At 65.3% G+C, this 16,052-nt stretch carries 17 protein-coding genes; 13 read left to right on the top strand and 4 right to left on the bottom strand.

Translation table 11 applies throughout. The features are described from left to right. Nucleotides 1-96 precede the first annotated feature (96 nt). On the top strand, nt 97-2,328 hold the full coding sequence (locus tag HYH08_RS08640) for a CHASE2 domain-containing protein (protein WP_220009339.1): 2,232 nt from the start codon (nt 97-99) through the stop codon (nt 2,326-2,328). 36 nt (nt 2,329-2,364) lie between these two features. On the opposite strand, the gene HYH08_RS08635 is transcribed toward HYH08_RS08640, so the two are convergent. Genes HYH08_RS08635 through HYH08_RS08625 form a run of 3 tightly spaced genes read right to left on the bottom strand, consistent with a single transcriptional unit; the run spans nt 2,365 to nt 4,943 of the window. Then, a complete protein-coding gene (locus HYH08_RS08635; protein ID WP_220009338.1) occupies nt 2,365-3,075 on the bottom strand; it encodes a DUF1045 domain-containing protein in 711 nt (236 codons plus the stop codon). 18 nt (nt 3,076-3,093) lie between these two features. Beyond that, on the bottom strand, nt 3,094-4,287 hold the full coding sequence (locus HYH08_RS08630; RefSeq protein WP_220009337.1) for an alpha-D-ribose 1-methylphosphonate 5-triphosphate diphosphatase: 1,194 nt from the start codon (nt 4,285-4,287) through the stop codon (nt 3,094-3,096). After that, nucleotides 4,284-4,943, bottom strand: a complete 660-nt coding sequence (locus HYH08_RS08625; protein ID WP_220009336.1) for an LbetaH domain-containing protein — start codon at nt 4,941-4,943, stop codon at nt 4,284-4,286. The genes HYH08_RS08630 and HYH08_RS08625 overlap by 4 nt, the downstream gene beginning before the upstream one ends. A gap of 175 nt (nt 4,944-5,118) precedes the next feature. Here HYH08_RS08625 and phnC point away from each other — a divergent pair, with 175 nt between their 5' ends. The 4 genes from phnC to phnE (HYH08_RS08605) all read left to right on the top strand — a co-directional run bounded on the left by phnC (nt 5,119) and on the right by phnE (HYH08_RS08605) (nt 8,730). Next, nucleotides 5,119-5,928: a phosphonate ABC transporter ATP-binding protein gene (gene phnC, locus HYH08_RS08620; RefSeq protein WP_220009335.1), complete on the top strand. Its 810-nt coding sequence runs from the start codon at nt 5,119-5,121 to the stop codon at nt 5,926-5,928. 64 nt (nt 5,929-5,992) lie between these two features. Then, nucleotides 5,993-6,928 carry a phosphonate ABC transporter substrate-binding protein gene (gene phnD, locus HYH08_RS08615; protein ID WP_220009334.1) on the top strand — a complete coding sequence of 312 codons (936 nt, stop codon included), beginning with the start codon at nt 5,993-5,995 and terminating at the stop codon, nt 6,926-6,928. A gap of 72 nt (nt 6,929-7,000) precedes the next feature. After that, a complete protein-coding gene (gene phnE, locus HYH08_RS08610; protein ID WP_220009333.1) occupies nt 7,001-7,885 on the top strand; it encodes a phosphonate ABC transporter, permease protein PhnE in 885 nt (294 codons plus the stop codon). A gap of 29 nt (nt 7,886-7,914) precedes the next feature. Beyond that, nucleotides 7,915-8,730: a phosphonate ABC transporter, permease protein PhnE gene (gene phnE / locus HYH08_RS08605; protein WP_228747673.1), complete on the top strand. Its 816-nt coding sequence runs from the start codon at nt 7,915-7,917 to the stop codon at nt 8,728-8,730. A gap of 122 nt (nt 8,731-8,852) precedes the next feature. On the opposite strand, the gene phnF is transcribed toward phnE (HYH08_RS08605), so the two are convergent. Further along, a complete protein-coding gene (gene phnF / locus HYH08_RS08600; protein ID WP_220009331.1) occupies nt 8,853-9,584 on the bottom strand; it encodes a phosphonate metabolism transcriptional regulator PhnF in 732 nt (243 codons plus the stop codon). Nucleotides 9,585-9,752: 168 nt separating this feature from the next. Between phnF and phnG the strand changes: the two genes are divergently transcribed. Genes phnG through phnN form a run of 8 tightly spaced genes read left to right on the top strand, consistent with a single transcriptional unit; the run spans nt 9,753 to nt 16,038 of the window. Next, a complete protein-coding gene (gene phnG, locus HYH08_RS08595; protein WP_220009399.1) occupies nt 9,753-10,166 on the top strand; it encodes a phosphonate C-P lyase system protein PhnG in 414 nt (137 codons plus the stop codon). Nucleotides 10,167-10,170: 4 nt separating this feature from the next. Next, on the top strand, nt 10,171-10,779 hold the full coding sequence (phnH, locus tag HYH08_RS08590) for a phosphonate C-P lyase system protein PhnH (protein ID WP_220009330.1): 609 nt from the start codon (nt 10,171-10,173) through the stop codon (nt 10,777-10,779). 3 nt (nt 10,780-10,782) lie between these two features. Then, nucleotides 10,783-11,898 carry a carbon-phosphorus lyase complex subunit gene (locus HYH08_RS08585; protein WP_220009329.1) on the top strand — a complete coding sequence of 372 codons (1,116 nt, stop codon included), beginning with the start codon at nt 10,783-10,785 and terminating at the stop codon, nt 11,896-11,898. Further along, nucleotides 11,895-12,785, top strand: coding sequence for an alpha-D-ribose 1-methylphosphonate 5-phosphate C-P-lyase PhnJ (locus HYH08_RS08580; protein ID WP_220009328.1), 891 nt, complete (start codon nt 11,895-11,897; stop codon nt 12,783-12,785). The genes HYH08_RS08585 and HYH08_RS08580 overlap by 4 nt, the downstream gene beginning before the upstream one ends. Continuing rightward, entirely contained in the window at nt 12,778-13,569 is a 792-nt protein-coding gene (gene phnK, locus HYH08_RS08575; RefSeq protein WP_220009327.1) for a phosphonate C-P lyase system protein PhnK, read from the top strand. The genes HYH08_RS08580 and phnK overlap by 8 nt, the downstream gene beginning before the upstream one ends. An 8-nt stretch (nt 13,570-13,577) precedes the next feature. After that, entirely contained in the window at nt 13,578-14,276 is a 699-nt protein-coding gene (phnL, locus tag HYH08_RS08570; protein ID WP_220009326.1) for a phosphonate C-P lyase system protein PhnL, read from the top strand. An 11-nt stretch (nt 14,277-14,287) separates the two neighbouring features. Next, nucleotides 14,288-15,445: an alpha-D-ribose 1-methylphosphonate 5-triphosphate diphosphatase gene (locus HYH08_RS08565; protein ID WP_220009325.1), complete on the top strand. Its 1,158-nt coding sequence runs from the start codon at nt 14,288-14,290 to the stop codon at nt 15,443-15,445. Further along, nucleotides 15,442-16,038, top strand: coding sequence for a phosphonate metabolism protein/1,5-bisphosphokinase (PRPP-forming) PhnN (gene phnN, locus HYH08_RS08560; RefSeq protein ID WP_220009324.1), 597 nt, complete (start codon nt 15,442-15,444; stop codon nt 16,036-16,038). The genes HYH08_RS08565 and phnN overlap by 4 nt, the downstream gene beginning before the upstream one ends. Nucleotides 16,039-16,052: the final 14 nt, after the last annotated feature.

The following is a 16,052-nucleotide window of genomic DNA, read 5'->3' as shown; positions in this document are numbered from 1 at the left end:
AATCCATAGTCCTTGCGATCCGGGGAATAGCCAATTGCGCGGGGACGCTCCATGATCGGGCGGACGGCACAGTGCACGGCAGGAAGTCCGATCCAAATGAGACGTCTCAAGATCCTGCGACGGTGGTTTGCGCAAAAGCTCGGCTTTGCGCGGCTGATGTGCCTCGCGCTGCTGGTCGTGTTCGCTGGCATCCGTCTCTGGGATCCGCCGCCGGTGCAGGAATTGCGGCTGCGCACCTTCGACATGTTCCAGCTGGTCGACCCGCGCCACAAGACGGTGCGGCCGGTCACCGTCGTCGACATCGACGACAAGAGCCTCGCCAAGTTCGGTCAATGGCCGTGGCCGCGCACGCGGATCGCCGATTTGATCCAGAACCTCACGAGCAACGGCGCGGTGGTGATCGGCTTCGACGTCGTGTTTTCCGAACCTGACCGGCTCAATCCCGATCTGGTCGCGAGCCAGATGCGCTATCTGGACGACGCCACGCGCACGAGGCTGCGCGAGCTGCCGAGCAACGACCAGATCCTCTCCGAAGCGATCAAGCGTTCGCGGGTGGTGCTGGGCGAGACCGGGCAGTCGGCGATCACGTCGGAGATCGACAAGGAGCTTCCCTTCACCGGCGTGGCAACGGTCGGTGAAGCGGGAGCCGAGCGCTTTCTGTTCGAATTCCCGGGCCTGCTGCGCAACGTGCCCGTCATCGAGAAGGTCGCCGCCGGCCGCGGACTGTTCACGATCAGGACCGAGCGCGACGGCCTGGTCCGGCGCGTGCCGATGATCATGCGCGCGCAGGGCAACATCATGCCCTCGCTGAGCCTCGAAATCCTGCGGGTCGTCACCGGGACGCCGACGCTGCTGGTACGTACCGACAAGACCGGCATCCGCGCCGTCCGCCTCAAAGGGCTCGAGATCCCGACCGACGAGAACGGCCAGCTCTGGGTGCATTATGCCCGCCAGGATCCCTCGATCTACGTTTCGGCAGCCGACGTGATCGACAACACGGTGGCGCCGTCCAAGATCAACGGCAAGCTGGTGCTGATCGGCACCTCCGCGGTCGGCCTGAACGACATCAAGACCACGCCGGTGTCGCGGGCCATGCCCGGCGTCGAGATTCACGCCCAGGTGCTCGAAAGCGTGCTGACGGGTGCCGCGATCTCCCGGCCGAATTATGCGCTCGGCGTCGAGCTGCTCGCGGCGCTCCTGATCGGCATCCTCGTCATCATCTTCACGCCAAATCTGGGGCCCGTGCGGCTCGTGCTAGCCGGCGCGATGTTTGCCGCGATCCTGATCGGGGTCTCCTGGTTCTTCTACGCGCAGTACCGGTACCTTATCGACTTCACCTATCCGCTGTTGTCGACCACGGCGATCTACGTGACCTTCATCTTCTCGAGCTTCGTCCGCGAGCAGCGCCAGCGCGTGCAGATCCGCGGCATGTTCGCGCAATACATGTCGCCGGTGCTGGTCGAGCAGCTGGCGCAGTCGCCGGAGAAGCTGGTGCTCGGCGGCGAGGAGCGCGAGATGACGATCATGTTCTCCGACGTGCGCGGCTTCACCACGATTTCGGAGAGCTACAAGCACGATCCGCAAGGCCTGATCGCGCTGATGAACCGCTTCCTGACGCCGCTGACCGACGTCATCATCGATCAGAAGGGCTATATCGATAAATACATGGGTGACGCCATCATGGCGTTCTGGAACGCGCCGCTCGACGACAAGGAGCACGAGGTCAACGCCTGCGAGGCCGCGATCCAGATGCTGGAGCAGATCGACGCGGTCAACAAGGAGCGCGAGGAGGAGGCCGCCGACGGAGGCCATGTCTACATCCCGCTCAACGTCGGCATCGGTCTCAACACCGGCATTGGCGTCGTCGGCAACATGGGCTCCGACCTGAAGAAGAACTATTCGGTGCTCGGCGACAGCGTGAATCTCGCCTCGCGCCTGGAAGGGCAGACCAAGGAATACGGCTTCCCCATCATCGTCGGCTCCAGGACCGCGCTTGCCGCCAAGGACAAGTTCGCGATCCTCGAGCTCGACTTCATCATGGTCAAGGGCAAGAGCGAGCCGGAGGTGATCTATGCCATCGCCGGCCGCGAGGACGTGATGCATTCAGGGGCGTTCCAGCGCCTGCGCAACATCACCATCGAGATGCTCGGCTGCTACCGCAGCCGTGACTGGCAGGGCGCGCTCGATGCCATCGAGCGTGGCCGTCGCAGCGAAGACGCCGACACGCTGGAAAAGCTGTTCAATCTCTACGAAGCGCGGATCAAGGATTTCCAGATCAATCCGCCGCCGGAAGACTGGACCGGCGCCTATGCGCTGCTGACCAAGTAATTGCACGCGCCGGCGGAGACGGCACCGCGATGCCGGCTATTTCGCGAGCGGCCACTCGCCCATGATGCGGAACCTTGCCTTCGCATCACCCTGCTTGAACAAGGCGATGCGATCGATGTCCAGCGTATCGCGCTTCAGCTCCGCAAACCTGTCCCGCAGCATCGCCAGGATCGGTCCGCGCCGCTCCGCATCCAGCCGTCCCGTCAGCGTCATGTGGAAGCGGAATTCCTCCATCACATACGGGTAGCCCCAGCGGTCGAGATAATCGCGCTGCCGCTCGCTCAGCTGCTCGGGCTTGCGCCGGGCCCGGTCAGCGGCGTTAAGTCCCGCACGGAATGCGTCGAAATCCCGCACGCAATCGGCCGCGAGCTGCTGGAGCGCTTCGACGGGTTCGGCTGGAATAACGGCAATGAAGCCGCTGATGGCATCGACGACGGGGCGGATCACCGGGACGGGGCGCGCCTTGGTAGTGACCTTGGCCGCGAACTCCGCGCAAGCCGCGATCAGCCCGGCTTCGGTCCTGCCGGGCGCCAGCGCCATCGGCGCCTTCAGTGTGGCGTGAAAGCCATATTTGCGGGGATCGGCGGTAATGTCGCGCCAGTCCGGCGCAACGTGGAGCGCGTCCTGCGGAAACGGCAGCTCGTCGCCGGTATAGGCATCATAGCCGAGCAGCCCGGCGCCGAAGCGGGAGAGGGCGCTGTCGGCGCCTGCGGCAAAATAGATCGCGTAGCGGGGAAAACCTGTCATCGCCGGAGCATAGCCAATTTATGCCGCAACGACAGCCTCGCGCGGCACCGCCGCTGCAGCGAGCAGCCGCGTCGCATCGGTGAGATGCACGAGCTTGCCGCCTGAGATCACGGCTATCAGCCGCGGCCGCAGCGGCACGGCGTCGTCCACCAGCAGAATATCGGCGCGGCGGCCTTCCGCGAGGAGGCCGCGATCGGCGAGGCCGGTCGCGCGCGCGGGACCGGCGGAAACCAGATCCCAGGCCTTCGTCAGCGGGACAATGCCATCGGCGACGAGGCGAAATGCGGCGAGCAGCTGCGCCGGATAGTAATAGTCCGACGCCAGCACCGAGCAGAGCCCCTTGGCGATCATGTCGGATGCTTTGGTCCAGCCGGTATGGCTGCCGCCACGCACCACGTTCGGCGCGCCGTAGACGATCGCATCGCCATGGCTTGCCGCCGCCCGCGCGGTCTCCTCGTTGATCGGGAATTCGGCGATGTCAGCGCCCATGGCCCGATAATCCGCGCGCATCTCCGGCGTCGCATCGTCATGCGAGAGCATCCGCACCTCGGCGGCGCGGGCGACCGCGGCAAGCCGCGAAACCGAAGCCGGCACATCTGCCGCGCGCGCGACGACGCGATCGACCAGCTTGTCGAAGTCCTCAGCCGACAGCCCGGTGCGCTCCACCATGCGGTTGCGCTTGCGCGGCTTGGCCATGTCGGCGACGGTGCCGTCCATGTGGTCGTTGAAGGCGAACAGGTCGACGCGGCCCTCGGCGAGCCACTGGCTCATCTCGGCCTCGGCATCGAGATTGTAGGTCTCGTGCCGCAAATGGAAGCGGGTGTCGGCGGCGAATTGCGGGCGCTGGCGTTCGATCGCCTCCATCAGGGCGCGCGCATTGTCGGCGCTACGCAGCCCCGGCTCCCACGAGCAGGTCGTGGCGTGGAACACCGTGGTGATGCCGTTGCTGATCGCCTGGCGGTCGCTGTCGGCGAGCGCGACGTCGATCGGGAAGTCGACACCGGCGCGCGGCATCATCTGCCGCTCGAAGGCATCGCCATGAATATCGACGATGCCGGGCAGCACCAGCAGATTGCGCGCATCGATCGCGAGCCGTGCGCGGCCGCGGGAGGCGTCAACCTGCGTGATGTCCGTTCCGGACACGGAAAGCGAGGTTTCGACGAGCTCGATGCCGATCAGGGCCCGGCCGCCTTCAAGGAAAATGTCTGTCACGCGACCGCGCTTCGTTTGCTGGCAGAGGAGCTAACCTGTGCTTCATATGTCGAGAGCAAATCTTCAATCCCGAGTGTGCGGAAATCGGGCAGGGCTGCACGCAATTTGTCGTGATCCCAGTCCCACCAGGCGAGCCGCGCCAGCCGGTCTGCCACCTCTTCCGAGAACCGGCGCCGCACGATCCGCGCCGGATTGCCGGCGACGATGGTGTAGGCAGGCACGTCCTTGGTGACGATGGCACCGGCCGCGATCACAGCGCCGGTGCCGATATTGCGGCCGGGCAGCACGATCGCGCCATGGCCGATCCAGACGTCATGCCCGATGTGGACATGATGCTGGCGCGGCCAGTCGAAGAAGTCGGTGTCGTCGCTCTCGCCGGGAAAATAGGCACTCGAACGATAGGTGAAGTGCGCCTGCGTGGCGCGGTGCATCGGATGATTGCCGGGATTGATGCGGGTCATCGCGGCGATTGAGCAGAATTTTCCGATGGTAGTGTAGGTGATCTGCGCATCGTTCACGACGTAGGAGTAATCGCCCATGGCGACTTCGGTCAGGATCGTGCGCGCGCCGACCTCGGTATAGGCGCCAAGTCTGGTCTCGTGCAGTTTGGCGGAAGCGTCGATGGTCGGTTGGACTGAGAGCACCTTGCCGGCCATGTCGTATCCAGAAGTCTGAGGGCGGGCGTTTCTCTTCGAGCGGCTTGATGACGATGTCATGACGAAGCGATGACAGGGGACGGGATGTGTAGGATCGCCGCACCGCAACGCGATTGTCACACAAGTGTCAAGCGCCGGCGGTAGCGATGGATCCCAGCTATTCTGGAGCCCCTGCATGCTGGTGGTTGAAGGTCTGACGTGCCGCTTCGGCGCAAAAGCCGCGGTGGACGACGCTTCGTTTCAAATCTCCCCCGGCGGATTCGTCGGCGTGATCGGGCGCTCCGGCGCCGGCAAGTCGACCATGCTGCGCATGATCAATCGCCTGGCAACGCCGACCCAGGGCCGCATCCTGTTCGACGGCCTCGATGTCACCGCGTTGCGCGGCAAGCAATTGCGCCAGTGGCGCGCGCGCTCGGCGATGATCTTCCAGCAGTTCAACCTGGTCGGCCGGCTCGACGTGCTGACCAACGTGCTGATGGGCCGCCTTGCGACCATGCCGGCCTGGCGCTCGCTGTCGCAGACCTGGCCCGAGCACGACAAGGCGCTGGCGATGTCCGCGCTCGAGCAGTTCGATATCGCCTCGCTCGCCGCGCAGCGTGCCGATCAACTGTCCGGCGGCCAGCAGCAGCGTGTCGCGATCGCCCGCGCGCTGGTGCAGCAGCCCGACATCATCCTCGCCGACGAGCCGATCGCCTCGCTCGATCCGCGCAACACCAAGATCGTCATGGATGCGCTGCTGCGCATCAACAAGCATTTCGGCATCACCGTGCTCTGCAATCTGCATTCGCTGGATCTCGCGCGCAGCTATTGCGACCGCCTGATCGGCATGGCCGCGGGCCGCGTCGTGTTCGACGGCGTGCCGTCCGAGCTCACCGATCGCGTCGCCCGCGAGCTCTACGATCTCGAAGCCGCCGACGTCATGGGCGGCACGCCTGCACCGGCGCCAGAGGGCGTCCCGGCCCTCGGAACGGCCGCCGCGGCCTGAGCCGCGCCGCACCTGTTGAATTACCTGTTCGCGTCAACCGATCCTATCAGATCAAGAGGGTATCATGATCACTCGCAGACTCATCCTTGCCGGCGCCGCGGCGCTCGCGCTCGTCTCGCCTGCCTCCGCCGAAGACTGGAAAGCCAAATATCCCGAGCTGACCTTCGCGGTCATTCCGGCTGAAAACGCCTCGGGCGTCACCGAGCGCTGGGCGCCGTTCATGAGCTATCTCTCCAAGGAACTGGGCGTGAAGGTCACGCTGCGCATCGCCAACGACTACGCCGCGGTGATCGAAGGCCAGCGCGCCGGTAACATCCACATCGCCAGCTACGGCTCGGCCTCGTTCGCCCGCGCCCGTCTGACCGGCGTCAAGACCGACGCCTTCGCCAACGACATCAACGCCGACGGTTCGACCGGCTACTATTCGGTGTTTTTCGTCAAGGCGAACAGCCCCTACAAGAGCATCGACCAGCTCAAGGGCAAGAATCTGGGCCTAGTCGACCCGAACTCGACCTCGGGCAACAACGTGCCGCGGTTCGAGCTCGACAAGATGGGTATCGCGGATGCCGACACCTATTTCAGCAAGGTCGTCTTTACCGGCAGCCATGAGAACGCGATCCTCGCGCTTGCGCAGGGCACCGTCGACGTTGCCGCCAACCAGTGGACCAGCGATGACGATTCCACGCTGGCGCAGATGCTGACCAAGGGCATGCTGAAGAACGCCGACGGCTCACCGATGAAGAAGGACGATTTCCGCATCATCCACAAGTCGGCGCCGATCATCAACGGCCCCTACGCCTACAACTCCGACCTGCCGGAAGACGCCAAGGCCGCCATCGCCAAGGCGTTCTTCGATGCGCCGACCAAGGACAAGGCGGCGTTCGATCGTCTCCAGGACGGCCAGAAGAAGGGTTTCCATCCCGCCACCACCAAGGACTGGGATGGCACGATCGAGCTGATCAAGTTCGTCGATGCATTGCGTAAGAAGAAGGCGTCCTGATCTCAGGGCGACGTCACTGGAGCCGGGTCGATGGACCCGGCTCTTTCTCTTTTAACTAGCCATAGTTCCTTGATGACTGTCGCGGTTTCGATCCTTCCCGAGCAGCAGCTCGCAGCGCTCAACGCGGCCTATCGCCAGGCGGTCTCGCGCAGGCGGCTTCGCCTCCTGTTGGGAGCAGGGGTCTTTGCCGCAGCGCTCGTGCTCGCCGCGATCGGCGCAGAGGTGAACCTGCGCACCTTCTTCACCTATTTCGGCAACTTCATCAGCTATTTCGACCGCATCCTCACCCTCGACAACGGCCAGCGCGTCTGGGCCGATGTCGGCGAATGGTTCTGGGGCTTGCGCAAATGGCTGAAGATGCTGGGCGAGACGCTGCTGATCTCCTATGTCGGCACGCTGATCGGCGCGATCTTCGCGTTTGCCCTGAACTTCTTCGCGGCTGAGAACACCTCGCCGTCGTCCTGGCTGCGCTTCGTCGTGCGCCGCCTGCTCGAATTCGCCCGCACCGTCCCCGGCATCGTCTTCGCACTGATCTTCGTGATCGCGTTCGGTCTCGGGCCGATGGCGGGCGTGCTCGCGATCGCGATCCACTCCACCGGCGCGCTCGGAAAGCTGTTCTCGGAGATCGTCGAGAATGCCGACATGAAGCCGGTCGAAGGCATTCGCTCGACCGGCGCGAGCTGGCTGTCCTGCATGCGGTTCGCCATCGTGCCGCAGGTGACCGCGGGCTACGCCAGCTACGCGCTGCTCCGGTTCGAGATCAATGTGCGCGAGGCCTCCGTGATGGGGTTTGTCGGCGCCGGCGGCATCGGCCAGGAACTCGTCGTCGCGATTCGCAAGTTCTATTACTCCGACGTCAGCGCGATCCTGATCACGATCATCGTGACGGTCTTTATCATCGACATCAGCACGGGCTGGCTGCGCGGCCGCCTGTTCGGCAAGGAGGCGCGGACGTGACGGCTCCTCAGGATGTCGATACGGCGCAGATGCGCGCCCGCTACCCTGACGTCTTCGACCGTCCGGCCTCGGCGAGGCTCGCCATGCCGGCAATGATCGTCGCGGCCCTCGCGATCTTGGTCTACGGGCTCGTCGATCTCGATTTCTCGCCGTCGCGCTTGTTTGCAGGGCTGAGCCAGCTCGGCTGGATCAGCCTGATGATGATTCCGCCGGATCCCGGCTCCTCGCTTCCGATCTATCTGAAGGCGCTGGGCGAGACGCTGTCGATCGCGCTGCTCGGCACCACGCTGGCCGCGCTGTTCGCGCTTCCGGTCAGCCTGCTGGCTGCGCGCAATATCATCCCCTCGCAGATCCTGCGCTTCCCGGTGCGCCGGTTCCTCGACTCGATCCGCGGCGTCGATACGCTGATCTGGGCGCTGGTGTGGATCAACGTGGTCGGCCTCGGCCCGTTCGCCGGCGTGCTCGCCATCGCGGTGTCGGATTTCGGCGCGTTCGGAAAGCTGTTCTCGGAGGCGATCGAGGGCGCCGACCAGAAGCAGGTCGAGGGCATCCGTGCCTCCGGCGGCAGCGCGCTGCATGAGATCCGGTTCGGCCTGCTGCCGCAGGTGCTGCCCGTGATCGCCGGCCAGGTGCTCTATTTCATCGAATCCAACACCCGCTCGGCCACCATCATCGGCATCGTCGGCGCCGGCGGCATCGGCCTTCAGCTCGCCGAGCAGATCCGGGTGCTGGAATGGCAGAAGGTGTCGTTCCTGATCCTGATGATCCTCGTCGCAGTCGCCGCGATCGATTTCATCTCCGGCAAGCTGCGGTTTGCGATCATTGGAAGGCGGGCGGTGGCCTGATCCCAGGTGCGGTAGGATGGGCAAAGCGCAGCGTGCCCACCACCTCTAACGATCGCGAGAGATCGTGGGCACAGCGCAAGTGCGCCTTTGCTCACCCCACGATTTCTGCGCGGGCGAGGAGATCACCCGTTCTCCACCAAGAACTCCACCCGCTCCGCGGCGAACCGCGAATGCTTGGTCACCAGCGGCTTGCCCTCGAGATCGTGGTCGGTCGCATCGACCACCAGGATCGGCCGGCCCAGCGGAAGATCCAGCCGCGCGGCGTCGGTCGCATCGACGATGCCGGCGGTGATCCGCGTCGCGCCGCGGCGATAATCGCGGACGCCATAATGTTCGAGCAGCTTCGTCATCGACCGCGTTGCTGCGAACACCTCGCCGGCGCCGGGAAACAACTCCGCTGACAGCCAGGTCGTGGAGACGCAGATCGGCGTGCGGTCGGCAAGGCGGATCGCCTCGATCCGCACCAGCGGTGCGCCGGCCTTAACCCCCAATTCTTTCGCCAGCTCGCGGGTCGCGACATCTTCCGATGCCTCGATCAGCCGGCCATGCGGCTCGCGGCCGTCGGCGCCGACGATCTCGGAGAAGCGCGTGCGCGAGCGCAGGGGATAGGCGAGCTTTTGCGCTTCGACATAGGTTCCGCTGCCGCGTTCGGCGCGCACGATGCCGCGCTCGGCAAGCGCTGCCAGCGCGCGCCGCACGGTGTGGCGGTTCACCCGATAGGTTTCGGCGATCTCCATCTCGCCCGGCAATTTGTCGCCGGCCGCAAAGCGGCCGTCGGCAATACCGCGCTCGATGCCGTCGGCAACGAGGCGCCACAGCGCGACGCCAGAGGAGGCGATGTCCTGCATGCTCATATCGCCGGCAACCTACTCCAGAAATCACAGCTTTGTCACGAAACAGTCATGGCGCTCGCCTATGAAGTTGTCTAGTATCATAGACAACTTCGGTTCGGCAAGTTCAGTCAAAGATTCGGTGGATTGGTGACCCAGCACAACAACCAGCAAGCCCAGCGCCAGGCCGCAATGGCCGTGCTGGCACATGCGGAGGCGGGCGAGATCGCCGCTCGCCTCCGCAACCTGGCCGTTCCGGCCCATCAGAATCTGCGCGAGCCGGAAAGCGGCCTCGTCATGCTGCGCGGCCGCGTCGGCGGTGATGGTGCGCCGTTCAACCTCGGCGAAGCGACGGTGTCGCGCGCCGCGGTAAAGCTCGCCAGCGGAGAGGTCGGTTTCGGCTACACGCTCGGGCGCGATGGCGAGAAGGCGCGGCTGATCGCGCTGTGCGACGCGCTGGTTCAGTCGCGCGATTTCGGGGCGGTCGTCGAGCGGGACATCATCGCGCCGTTGCGCGCGCAGCTTATGATTCGGCGCAGCCGCGCGGCGGAAGAGACCGCTGCGACGAAGGTTGATTTCTACACCATGGTGCGCGGTGAGGGATGAGATCATGACCACGATTGCGGAACTGCCGCCGGGTTTCGCCGACAAGGTGTTGTCGGCGCAATCGACCTTTCGTTCGGTGATGGATGCGATGGCCCGGCCGGGCTCGGTCCAGCGCATCGTGCCGATGGCCGGAACGGCCGGCCCCATGATGCGCGGCACTGCCGCGATTGCGCTGACGCTGTTCGATCACGACACGCCGCTCTGGCTCGATGCAGGGATGTCCGAGAGCGCCGACGTGTTGAAGTGGCTCAAGTTCCACACCGGCGCGCCGGTGGTGCAGGATTCCTCGATTGCGGCCTTCGCGCTGATCGGCGATGGTGCAGCGCTTCCTTCGCTCGAGCGTTTCGCCCTCGGCACGAACGAATATCCGGATCGTTCGACCACATTGATCGTTCAGGTCGACAGCCTCGATGCAGGCCGCAGTTTCGAGCTGCGCGGTCCCGGCATCAACGGCGTCGCGACGCTGCAGGCGTCGATCAAGCCGCTCGACCTGTTCGAGCGCTTGCGCATGAACGAAGCGCTGTTTCCGCGTGGCATCGACGTGGTTCTCGTGGCCGACGACGCCGTGGTCGCGATTCCGCGTACCACGCGTGTCGTGAACAAGGGAAGCTGAAGCATGTATGTCGCAGTCAAAGGCGGCGAACGCGCCATCGAGAATGCCCATCGCCTGCTTGCCCATAAGCGGCGCGGCGATCAAAGCGTGGCCGAAGTCACCCTCGACCAGATCTCGGAACAGCTCGGCCTTGCCGTCGACCGCGTCATGAGCGAAGGCTCGCTCTATGACCGCGAGCTCGCGGCGCTTGCGATCAAGCAGGCCCGCGGTGATCTGATCGAGGCGATCTTCCTGGTCCGTGCCTTCCGCGCCACCCTGCCGCGCTTCGGCACCAGCGAGCCGGTCGACACCGGCGCGATGCGGGTGCAGCGGCGGGTGTCCGCGACCTTCAAGGACATTCCAGGCGGCCAGATCCTGGGTCCGACTTTCGACTACACGCATCGCCTGCTCGATCCCTCGCTCGCCGAAGGCTTCGTGCCTGACGCGCCGGCGACCGCAGATGCCGCGACCGCGCCGACGCCGCGCGTCACCGATATTCTCGGCCGCGACGGGCTGATCGAATCCTCGCCGCAGGCCGAGGAGGGCGCCAGCGTCGGCGATCTCACCCGCGAGCCGCTGAACTTCCCTGCGGACCGCGATCTGCGCCTGCAAAACCTCGCGCGCGGCGACGAAGGTTTTCTGCTGGCGATGGGCTATTCCACGCAGCGCGGCTATGGCCGCAACCATCCCTTCGTCGGCGAGATCCGCTTCGGCGAGGTCGAGGTCGAATTCGCGGCGGAGGACGTCGGCTTCGCCGTGCCGCTCGGCGCGATCGAGTTGACCGAGTGCCAGATGGTCAACCAGTTCAAGGGATCGGCGACCGAAGCGCCGTGCTTCACCCGCGGCTACGGCCTTGCCTTCGGCCAGAGCGAGCGCAAGACCATGTCGATGGCGCTGGTCGATCGCGCGCTGCGTGCCCGCGAGCTCGGCGAGGAGGCACTCGCCCCGGCGCAAGATGAGGAATTCGTGATGTCGCATTCGGACAACGTCCAGGCGACCGGCTTCGTCGAACATCTGAAGCTGCCGCATTATGTCGACTTCCAGTCCGAGCTCGGCCTGCTCCGCAAGCTGCGCCAAGAATTTTCTAAAGCGTTCGCTGATGCTCAAGCCCCCGATGCCATGAAGGAGGCCGCGGAATGAACGCGCCCGCCTACAATTTCGCCTATCTCGACGAGCAGACCAAGCGGATGATCCGCCGGGCGATCCTGAAAGCGATCGCGATCCCCGGCTATCAGGTGCCGTTCGCCAGCCGCGAGATGCCGATGCCCTATGGCTGGGGCACCGGCGGCGTACAGGTGACTGCCGCGATCCTCGGTCCGGCCGACGTACTCAAGGTGATCGACCAGGGCTCCGACGACACAACCAACGCGATCTCGATCCGCAAATTCTTCGCCAAGACCGCGGGCGTCGCCACGACCACCGCGACGGATGAGGCGACCGTGATCCAGACCCGTCACCGCATCCCGGAGACGGCGCTGCACGCCAATCAGGTGCTGGTCTATCAGGTGCCGATCCCGGAACCCCTGCGTTTCCTCGAGCCGCGCGAGACCGAGACGCGACGCATGCATGCGCTCGCCGAATACGGCCTGATGCATGTGAAGCTGTACGAAGACATCGCACGCTTCGGCCACATCGCCACCGCCTACGCCTATCCGGTGAAGGTCAACGCGCGCTACGTGATGGATCCGTCGCCGACGCCGAAATTCGACAATCCCAAGATGGACAACAGCCCGGCGCTGCAGCTGTTCGGCGCCGGCCGCGAGAAGCGCATCTACGCGATCCCGCCCTATACCAAAGTTGTGTCGCTCGACTTCGAGGACCATCCGTTCGAGCCCTATCGCTTCAACGCGCCCTGCGCGCTGTGCGGTGCAGAGAATTCCTATCTCGACGAGATCGTCACCGACGACAAGGGCAGCCGGATGTTCGTCTGCTCCGACACCGATTATTGCGAGGGTCGCCAGGCCGCCGGCCATCACGGCAGCCTCAGCGCCGCACCGTACAAGGAGAAGGCTCCCTCACATGGCTGATGCTCTTGAAAACGATCAGCCGCTGCTGGTCGCAAACGCGCTCAGCAAGTCCTATGGCCGTATCGCCGCCTGCCGCGACGTCTCCTTCGCGCTCTATCCCGGCGAAGTGCTGGCGATCGTCGGCGAGTCCGGCTCCGGCAAGTCGACGCTGCTGCAAATGCTGTCGGGCCAGCTCGCGCCGAGCGCCGGCCATGTCTCCTATCGCATGCGCGACGGAATCACCCGCGATCTCGCGACGCTGGGCGAAGCCGAGCGGCGCTTCCTGTTCCGCACCGACTGGGGCTTCGTGCACCAGGATCCCGCGCAGGGCCTGCGCATGGCGGTTTCCGCCGGCGCCAATGTCGGCGAACGGCTGATGGCGGTGGGCTGGAATCATTATGGCCGCATCCGCGACACTGCCTCCGACTGGCTCACCCGCGTCGAGATCGACATCGCCCGCATCGACGATGCGCCGCGCACCTATTCCGGCGGCATGCGCCAGCGCCTCCAGATCGCCCGCAACCTCGTCAGCGAGCCGCGGCTGGTGTTCATGGACGAGCCGACCGGCGGCCTCGATGTTTCGGTGCAGGCGCGTCTGCTCGACCTCGTGCGCAGCCTCGTTGCCGAGCTGCACCTCGCCGTCATCATCGTCACCCACGATCTCGCGGTCGCACGGCTGTTGTCGCACCGCGTGATGGTGATGAAGGGCGGCCGCGTCATCGAGACCGGCCTCACCGACCAGGTGCTCGACGATCCCCGCGAGCCCTATACCCAGCTGCTCGTTTCCTCGATTCTGCCGCCATGAGTGTTCCGATGACCGCCATGATCGAAATCGCCGACGCCAAAAAGACCTTTACGATGCACCTGCAAGGCGGCATCGAACTCCCGGTCGTCAGTGGCGTGACCTTCAACGTCAATCCGGGCGAATGCGTCGTGCTGTCGGGGCCATCGGGCGCCGGCAAGTCGTCGATCCTGAAAATGATCTTCGGCAACTACCGCTGCGATTCCGGCCGCATCGGCATCCGCCATCGCGGCGCGGTGGTCGATCTCGCCACCGCCGAGCCCCGGCAGGTGCTCAACATCCGCCGTTCCACGATCGGCTATGTCAGTCAGTTCCTGCGCGCGGTGCCGCGTGTGGCGACCATCGACGTCGTTGCCGAGCCCTTGATCGTGAACGGCATGGCTCGCGCCGATGCGCAAGTCCGCGCCGGCGAGCTGCTGCACCGTCTCAACATCCCCGAGCGCCTCTGGCAGCTGCCGCCCGCGACCTTCTCCGGCGGCGAGCAGCAGCGTGTCAACATCGCGCGCGGCTTCATCTCGGATCTGCCGATCCTGCTGCTGGACGAGCCCACCGCCTCGCTCGATGCCGCCAACCGCGCCGTCGTGGTCGAACTGATCGCCGAGAAGAAACGCCAGGGTGTCGCCATGGTCGCCATTGTCCATGACGACGAAATCCGTCATTTGATCGCCGACCGTATCGTCGACGTCACCAGTTTTGCCGCTGCCGCCTGAAGGACATGGAAATGAACGCCAAGCCGAAGGACACAGTGCTCGCCAACGCCAGGATCGTGCTGGCGGACCGGGTGATCGAGCAGGGCTGGCTTGCTCTCGCGGATGGGCGCATCGCCGAGATCGGCGAGGGCAGGGCGCCGGCGGGCGCGGAAGATGCCGGCGGCGATCTGATCATGCCGGGCCTGATCGAGCTCCACACCGACCATCTCGAAGCGCACTACGTGCCGCGGCCAAAGGTGTTCTGGAATCCGGTTGCCGCCGTCATCTCCTATGACGGCCAGCTCGCCACCTCGGGCATCACCACCGTGTTCGACTCGCTCCGGGTCTGGCGCGAGGACGGCGCCGAGGAGGTCGATGGCCGCGCCGGCGTGCTCGCCGCCGCGATCACCACCGCGCGCGAGGCGAGCCTGCTCCGCGCCGATCACTTCCTGCATTTGCGCTGCGAAATCCCGATGCCGAGCGTGGTCGAGGAGGCGAAGGAGCTGATCGAGCGCCCCGACGTCAGATTGATGTCGCTGATGGACCACACGCCCGGCCAGCGCCAGTTCCGCGACGAGGTCAAGCTGCGCGATTATTACCGCGGCAAGGGCGGCGGCAAGACCGATGCCGAGCTCGACGAGCTGTTCGCAAAGCGCTTCGAGTATCAGAAGAAATACGCCGCGACCAACATGCGCGCGATCGTGTCGCTCGCGCATGAGTACAAGATCCCGCTGGCGAGCCACGACGACACCACCGAGGAGAACGTCGCGGACGCCGTGCGCGATCGTGTCTCGGTGGCGGAATTCCCGACCACGCTGGAGGCCGCGCGCGGCCTGCACCAAGCCGGCATTGACATTTTGATGGGCGCGCCGAATGTGGTGCGCGGCGGCTCGCATTCCGGCAACATCGCCGCGGTCGATCTCGCCCGCGAGGGTCTGCTCGACATCCTGTCGTCGGACTACATTCCGTCAAGCCTGTTGATGGCCGCGCTGCAATTGCCCGAACACGTGCCGGCGATCAGCCTTCCGGCGGCGGTCCGCACCGTGACCAAGGCGCCGGCCGAGGCGGTCGGCCTCACCGATCGCGGCGAGATCGCGACCGGCAAGCGCGGCGATCTGATCCGCGTGCACATCGCCGGCAGCGTTCCCGTGGTCCGCAGCGTCTGGCGCGAAGGGCATCGCGTCGCATGAGCGAGACCACGACCATGACGCAGGACAAGGCGGGTGCGATCGGTCCCGGCCGGCTCGTGCTCGTGGTCGGTCCCAGCGGCGCCGGCAAGGACACGCTGCTGCGGCTCGCGCAGGCAGCCTGCATCGACGATGACAATATCGTCTTCCCGCGCCGTATCGTGACGCGCGAATCCTCGGCCGACGAGGACAACATGGCGATGAGCCACGACGACTTCCGCAAAGCCCGCGAGCACGGCGATTTCGCCGTGCATTGGGATGCGCACGGCCATTCCTATGCGCTGCCGCTCGACATCAACGACGACATCCGCGCGGGCCGCGCCGTCGTCGCCAATGTCTCGCGCACGGTGATCGGCGCGCTGCGCCATGCCTATGCGAATGTCGTCGTGGTCGCGATCACGGCGCCGCCGGACGTGCTGGCACAGCGGCTCGCCGCGCGCGCCCGGCACAGCGACGGCAATATCGCCGATCGCCTCGCGCGCAGCGTCGACGACGCTTCGGCCCATGCCGACGTCACCATCCTCAATGCGGGCAGTGCGGACTATCACAGCCGCCACCTCCTGCGCGTCATCAGGAACGAAGGCTGGCACGAATAGTCGCCAGCAGAACA

It is taken from the genome of Bradyrhizobium sp. BR 10289, assembly GCF_019455385.1.
Classification (GTDB): Bacteria; Pseudomonadota; Alphaproteobacteria; order Rhizobiales; family Xanthobacteraceae; genus Bradyrhizobium.
This window is presented reverse-complemented; position numbering and strand designations above follow the sequence as displayed.

What these genes read in the sequence shown, in the direction of transcription:
- HYH08_RS08640 (WP_220009339.1), top strand. Translation starts at nt 97, where the DNA reads ATGAGACGTCTCAAGATCCTGCGACGGTGGTTTGCGCAAAAGCTCGGC.
- HYH08_RS08635 (WP_220009338.1), bottom strand. Translation starts at nt 3,075, where the DNA reads ATGACAGGTTTTCCCCGCTACGCGATCTATTTTGCCGCAGGCGCCGAC.
- HYH08_RS08625 (WP_220009336.1), bottom strand. Translation starts at nt 4,943, where the DNA reads ATGGCCGGCAAGGTGCTCTCAGTCCAACCGACCATCGACGCTTCCGCC.
- phnC (WP_220009335.1), top strand. Translation starts at nt 5,119, where the DNA reads ATGCTGGTGGTTGAAGGTCTGACGTGCCGCTTCGGCGCAAAAGCCGCG.
- phnD (WP_220009334.1), top strand. Translation starts at nt 5,993, where the DNA reads ATGATCACTCGCAGACTCATCCTTGCCGGCGCCGCGGCGCTCGCGCTC.
- phnE (WP_220009333.1), top strand. Translation starts at nt 7,001, where the DNA reads ATGACTGTCGCGGTTTCGATCCTTCCCGAGCAGCAGCTCGCAGCGCTC.
- phnE (WP_228747673.1), top strand. Translation starts at nt 7,915, where the DNA reads ATGCGCGCCCGCTACCCTGACGTCTTCGACCGTCCGGCCTCGGCGAGG.
- phnF (WP_220009331.1), bottom strand. Translation starts at nt 9,584, where the DNA reads ATGAGCATGCAGGACATCGCCTCCTCTGGCGTCGCGCTGTGGCGCCTC.
- phnG (WP_220009399.1), top strand. Translation starts at nt 9,753, where the DNA reads ATGGCCGTGCTGGCACATGCGGAGGCGGGCGAGATCGCCGCTCGCCTC.
- phnH (WP_220009330.1), top strand. Translation starts at nt 10,171, where the DNA reads ATGACCACGATTGCGGAACTGCCGCCGGGTTTCGCCGACAAGGTGTTG.
- HYH08_RS08585 (WP_220009329.1), top strand. Translation starts at nt 10,783, where the DNA reads ATGTATGTCGCAGTCAAAGGCGGCGAACGCGCCATCGAGAATGCCCAT.
- HYH08_RS08580 (WP_220009328.1), top strand. Translation starts at nt 11,895, where the DNA reads ATGAACGCGCCCGCCTACAATTTCGCCTATCTCGACGAGCAGACCAAG.
- phnK (WP_220009327.1), top strand. Translation starts at nt 12,778, where the DNA reads ATGGCTGATGCTCTTGAAAACGATCAGCCGCTGCTGGTCGCAAACGCG.
- phnL (WP_220009326.1), top strand. Translation starts at nt 13,578, where the DNA reads ATGACCGCCATGATCGAAATCGCCGACGCCAAAAAGACCTTTACGATG.
- HYH08_RS08565 (WP_220009325.1), top strand. Translation starts at nt 14,288, where the DNA reads ATGAACGCCAAGCCGAAGGACACAGTGCTCGCCAACGCCAGGATCGTG.
- phnN (WP_220009324.1), top strand. Translation starts at nt 15,442, where the DNA reads ATGAGCGAGACCACGACCATGACGCAGGACAAGGCGGGTGCGATCGGT.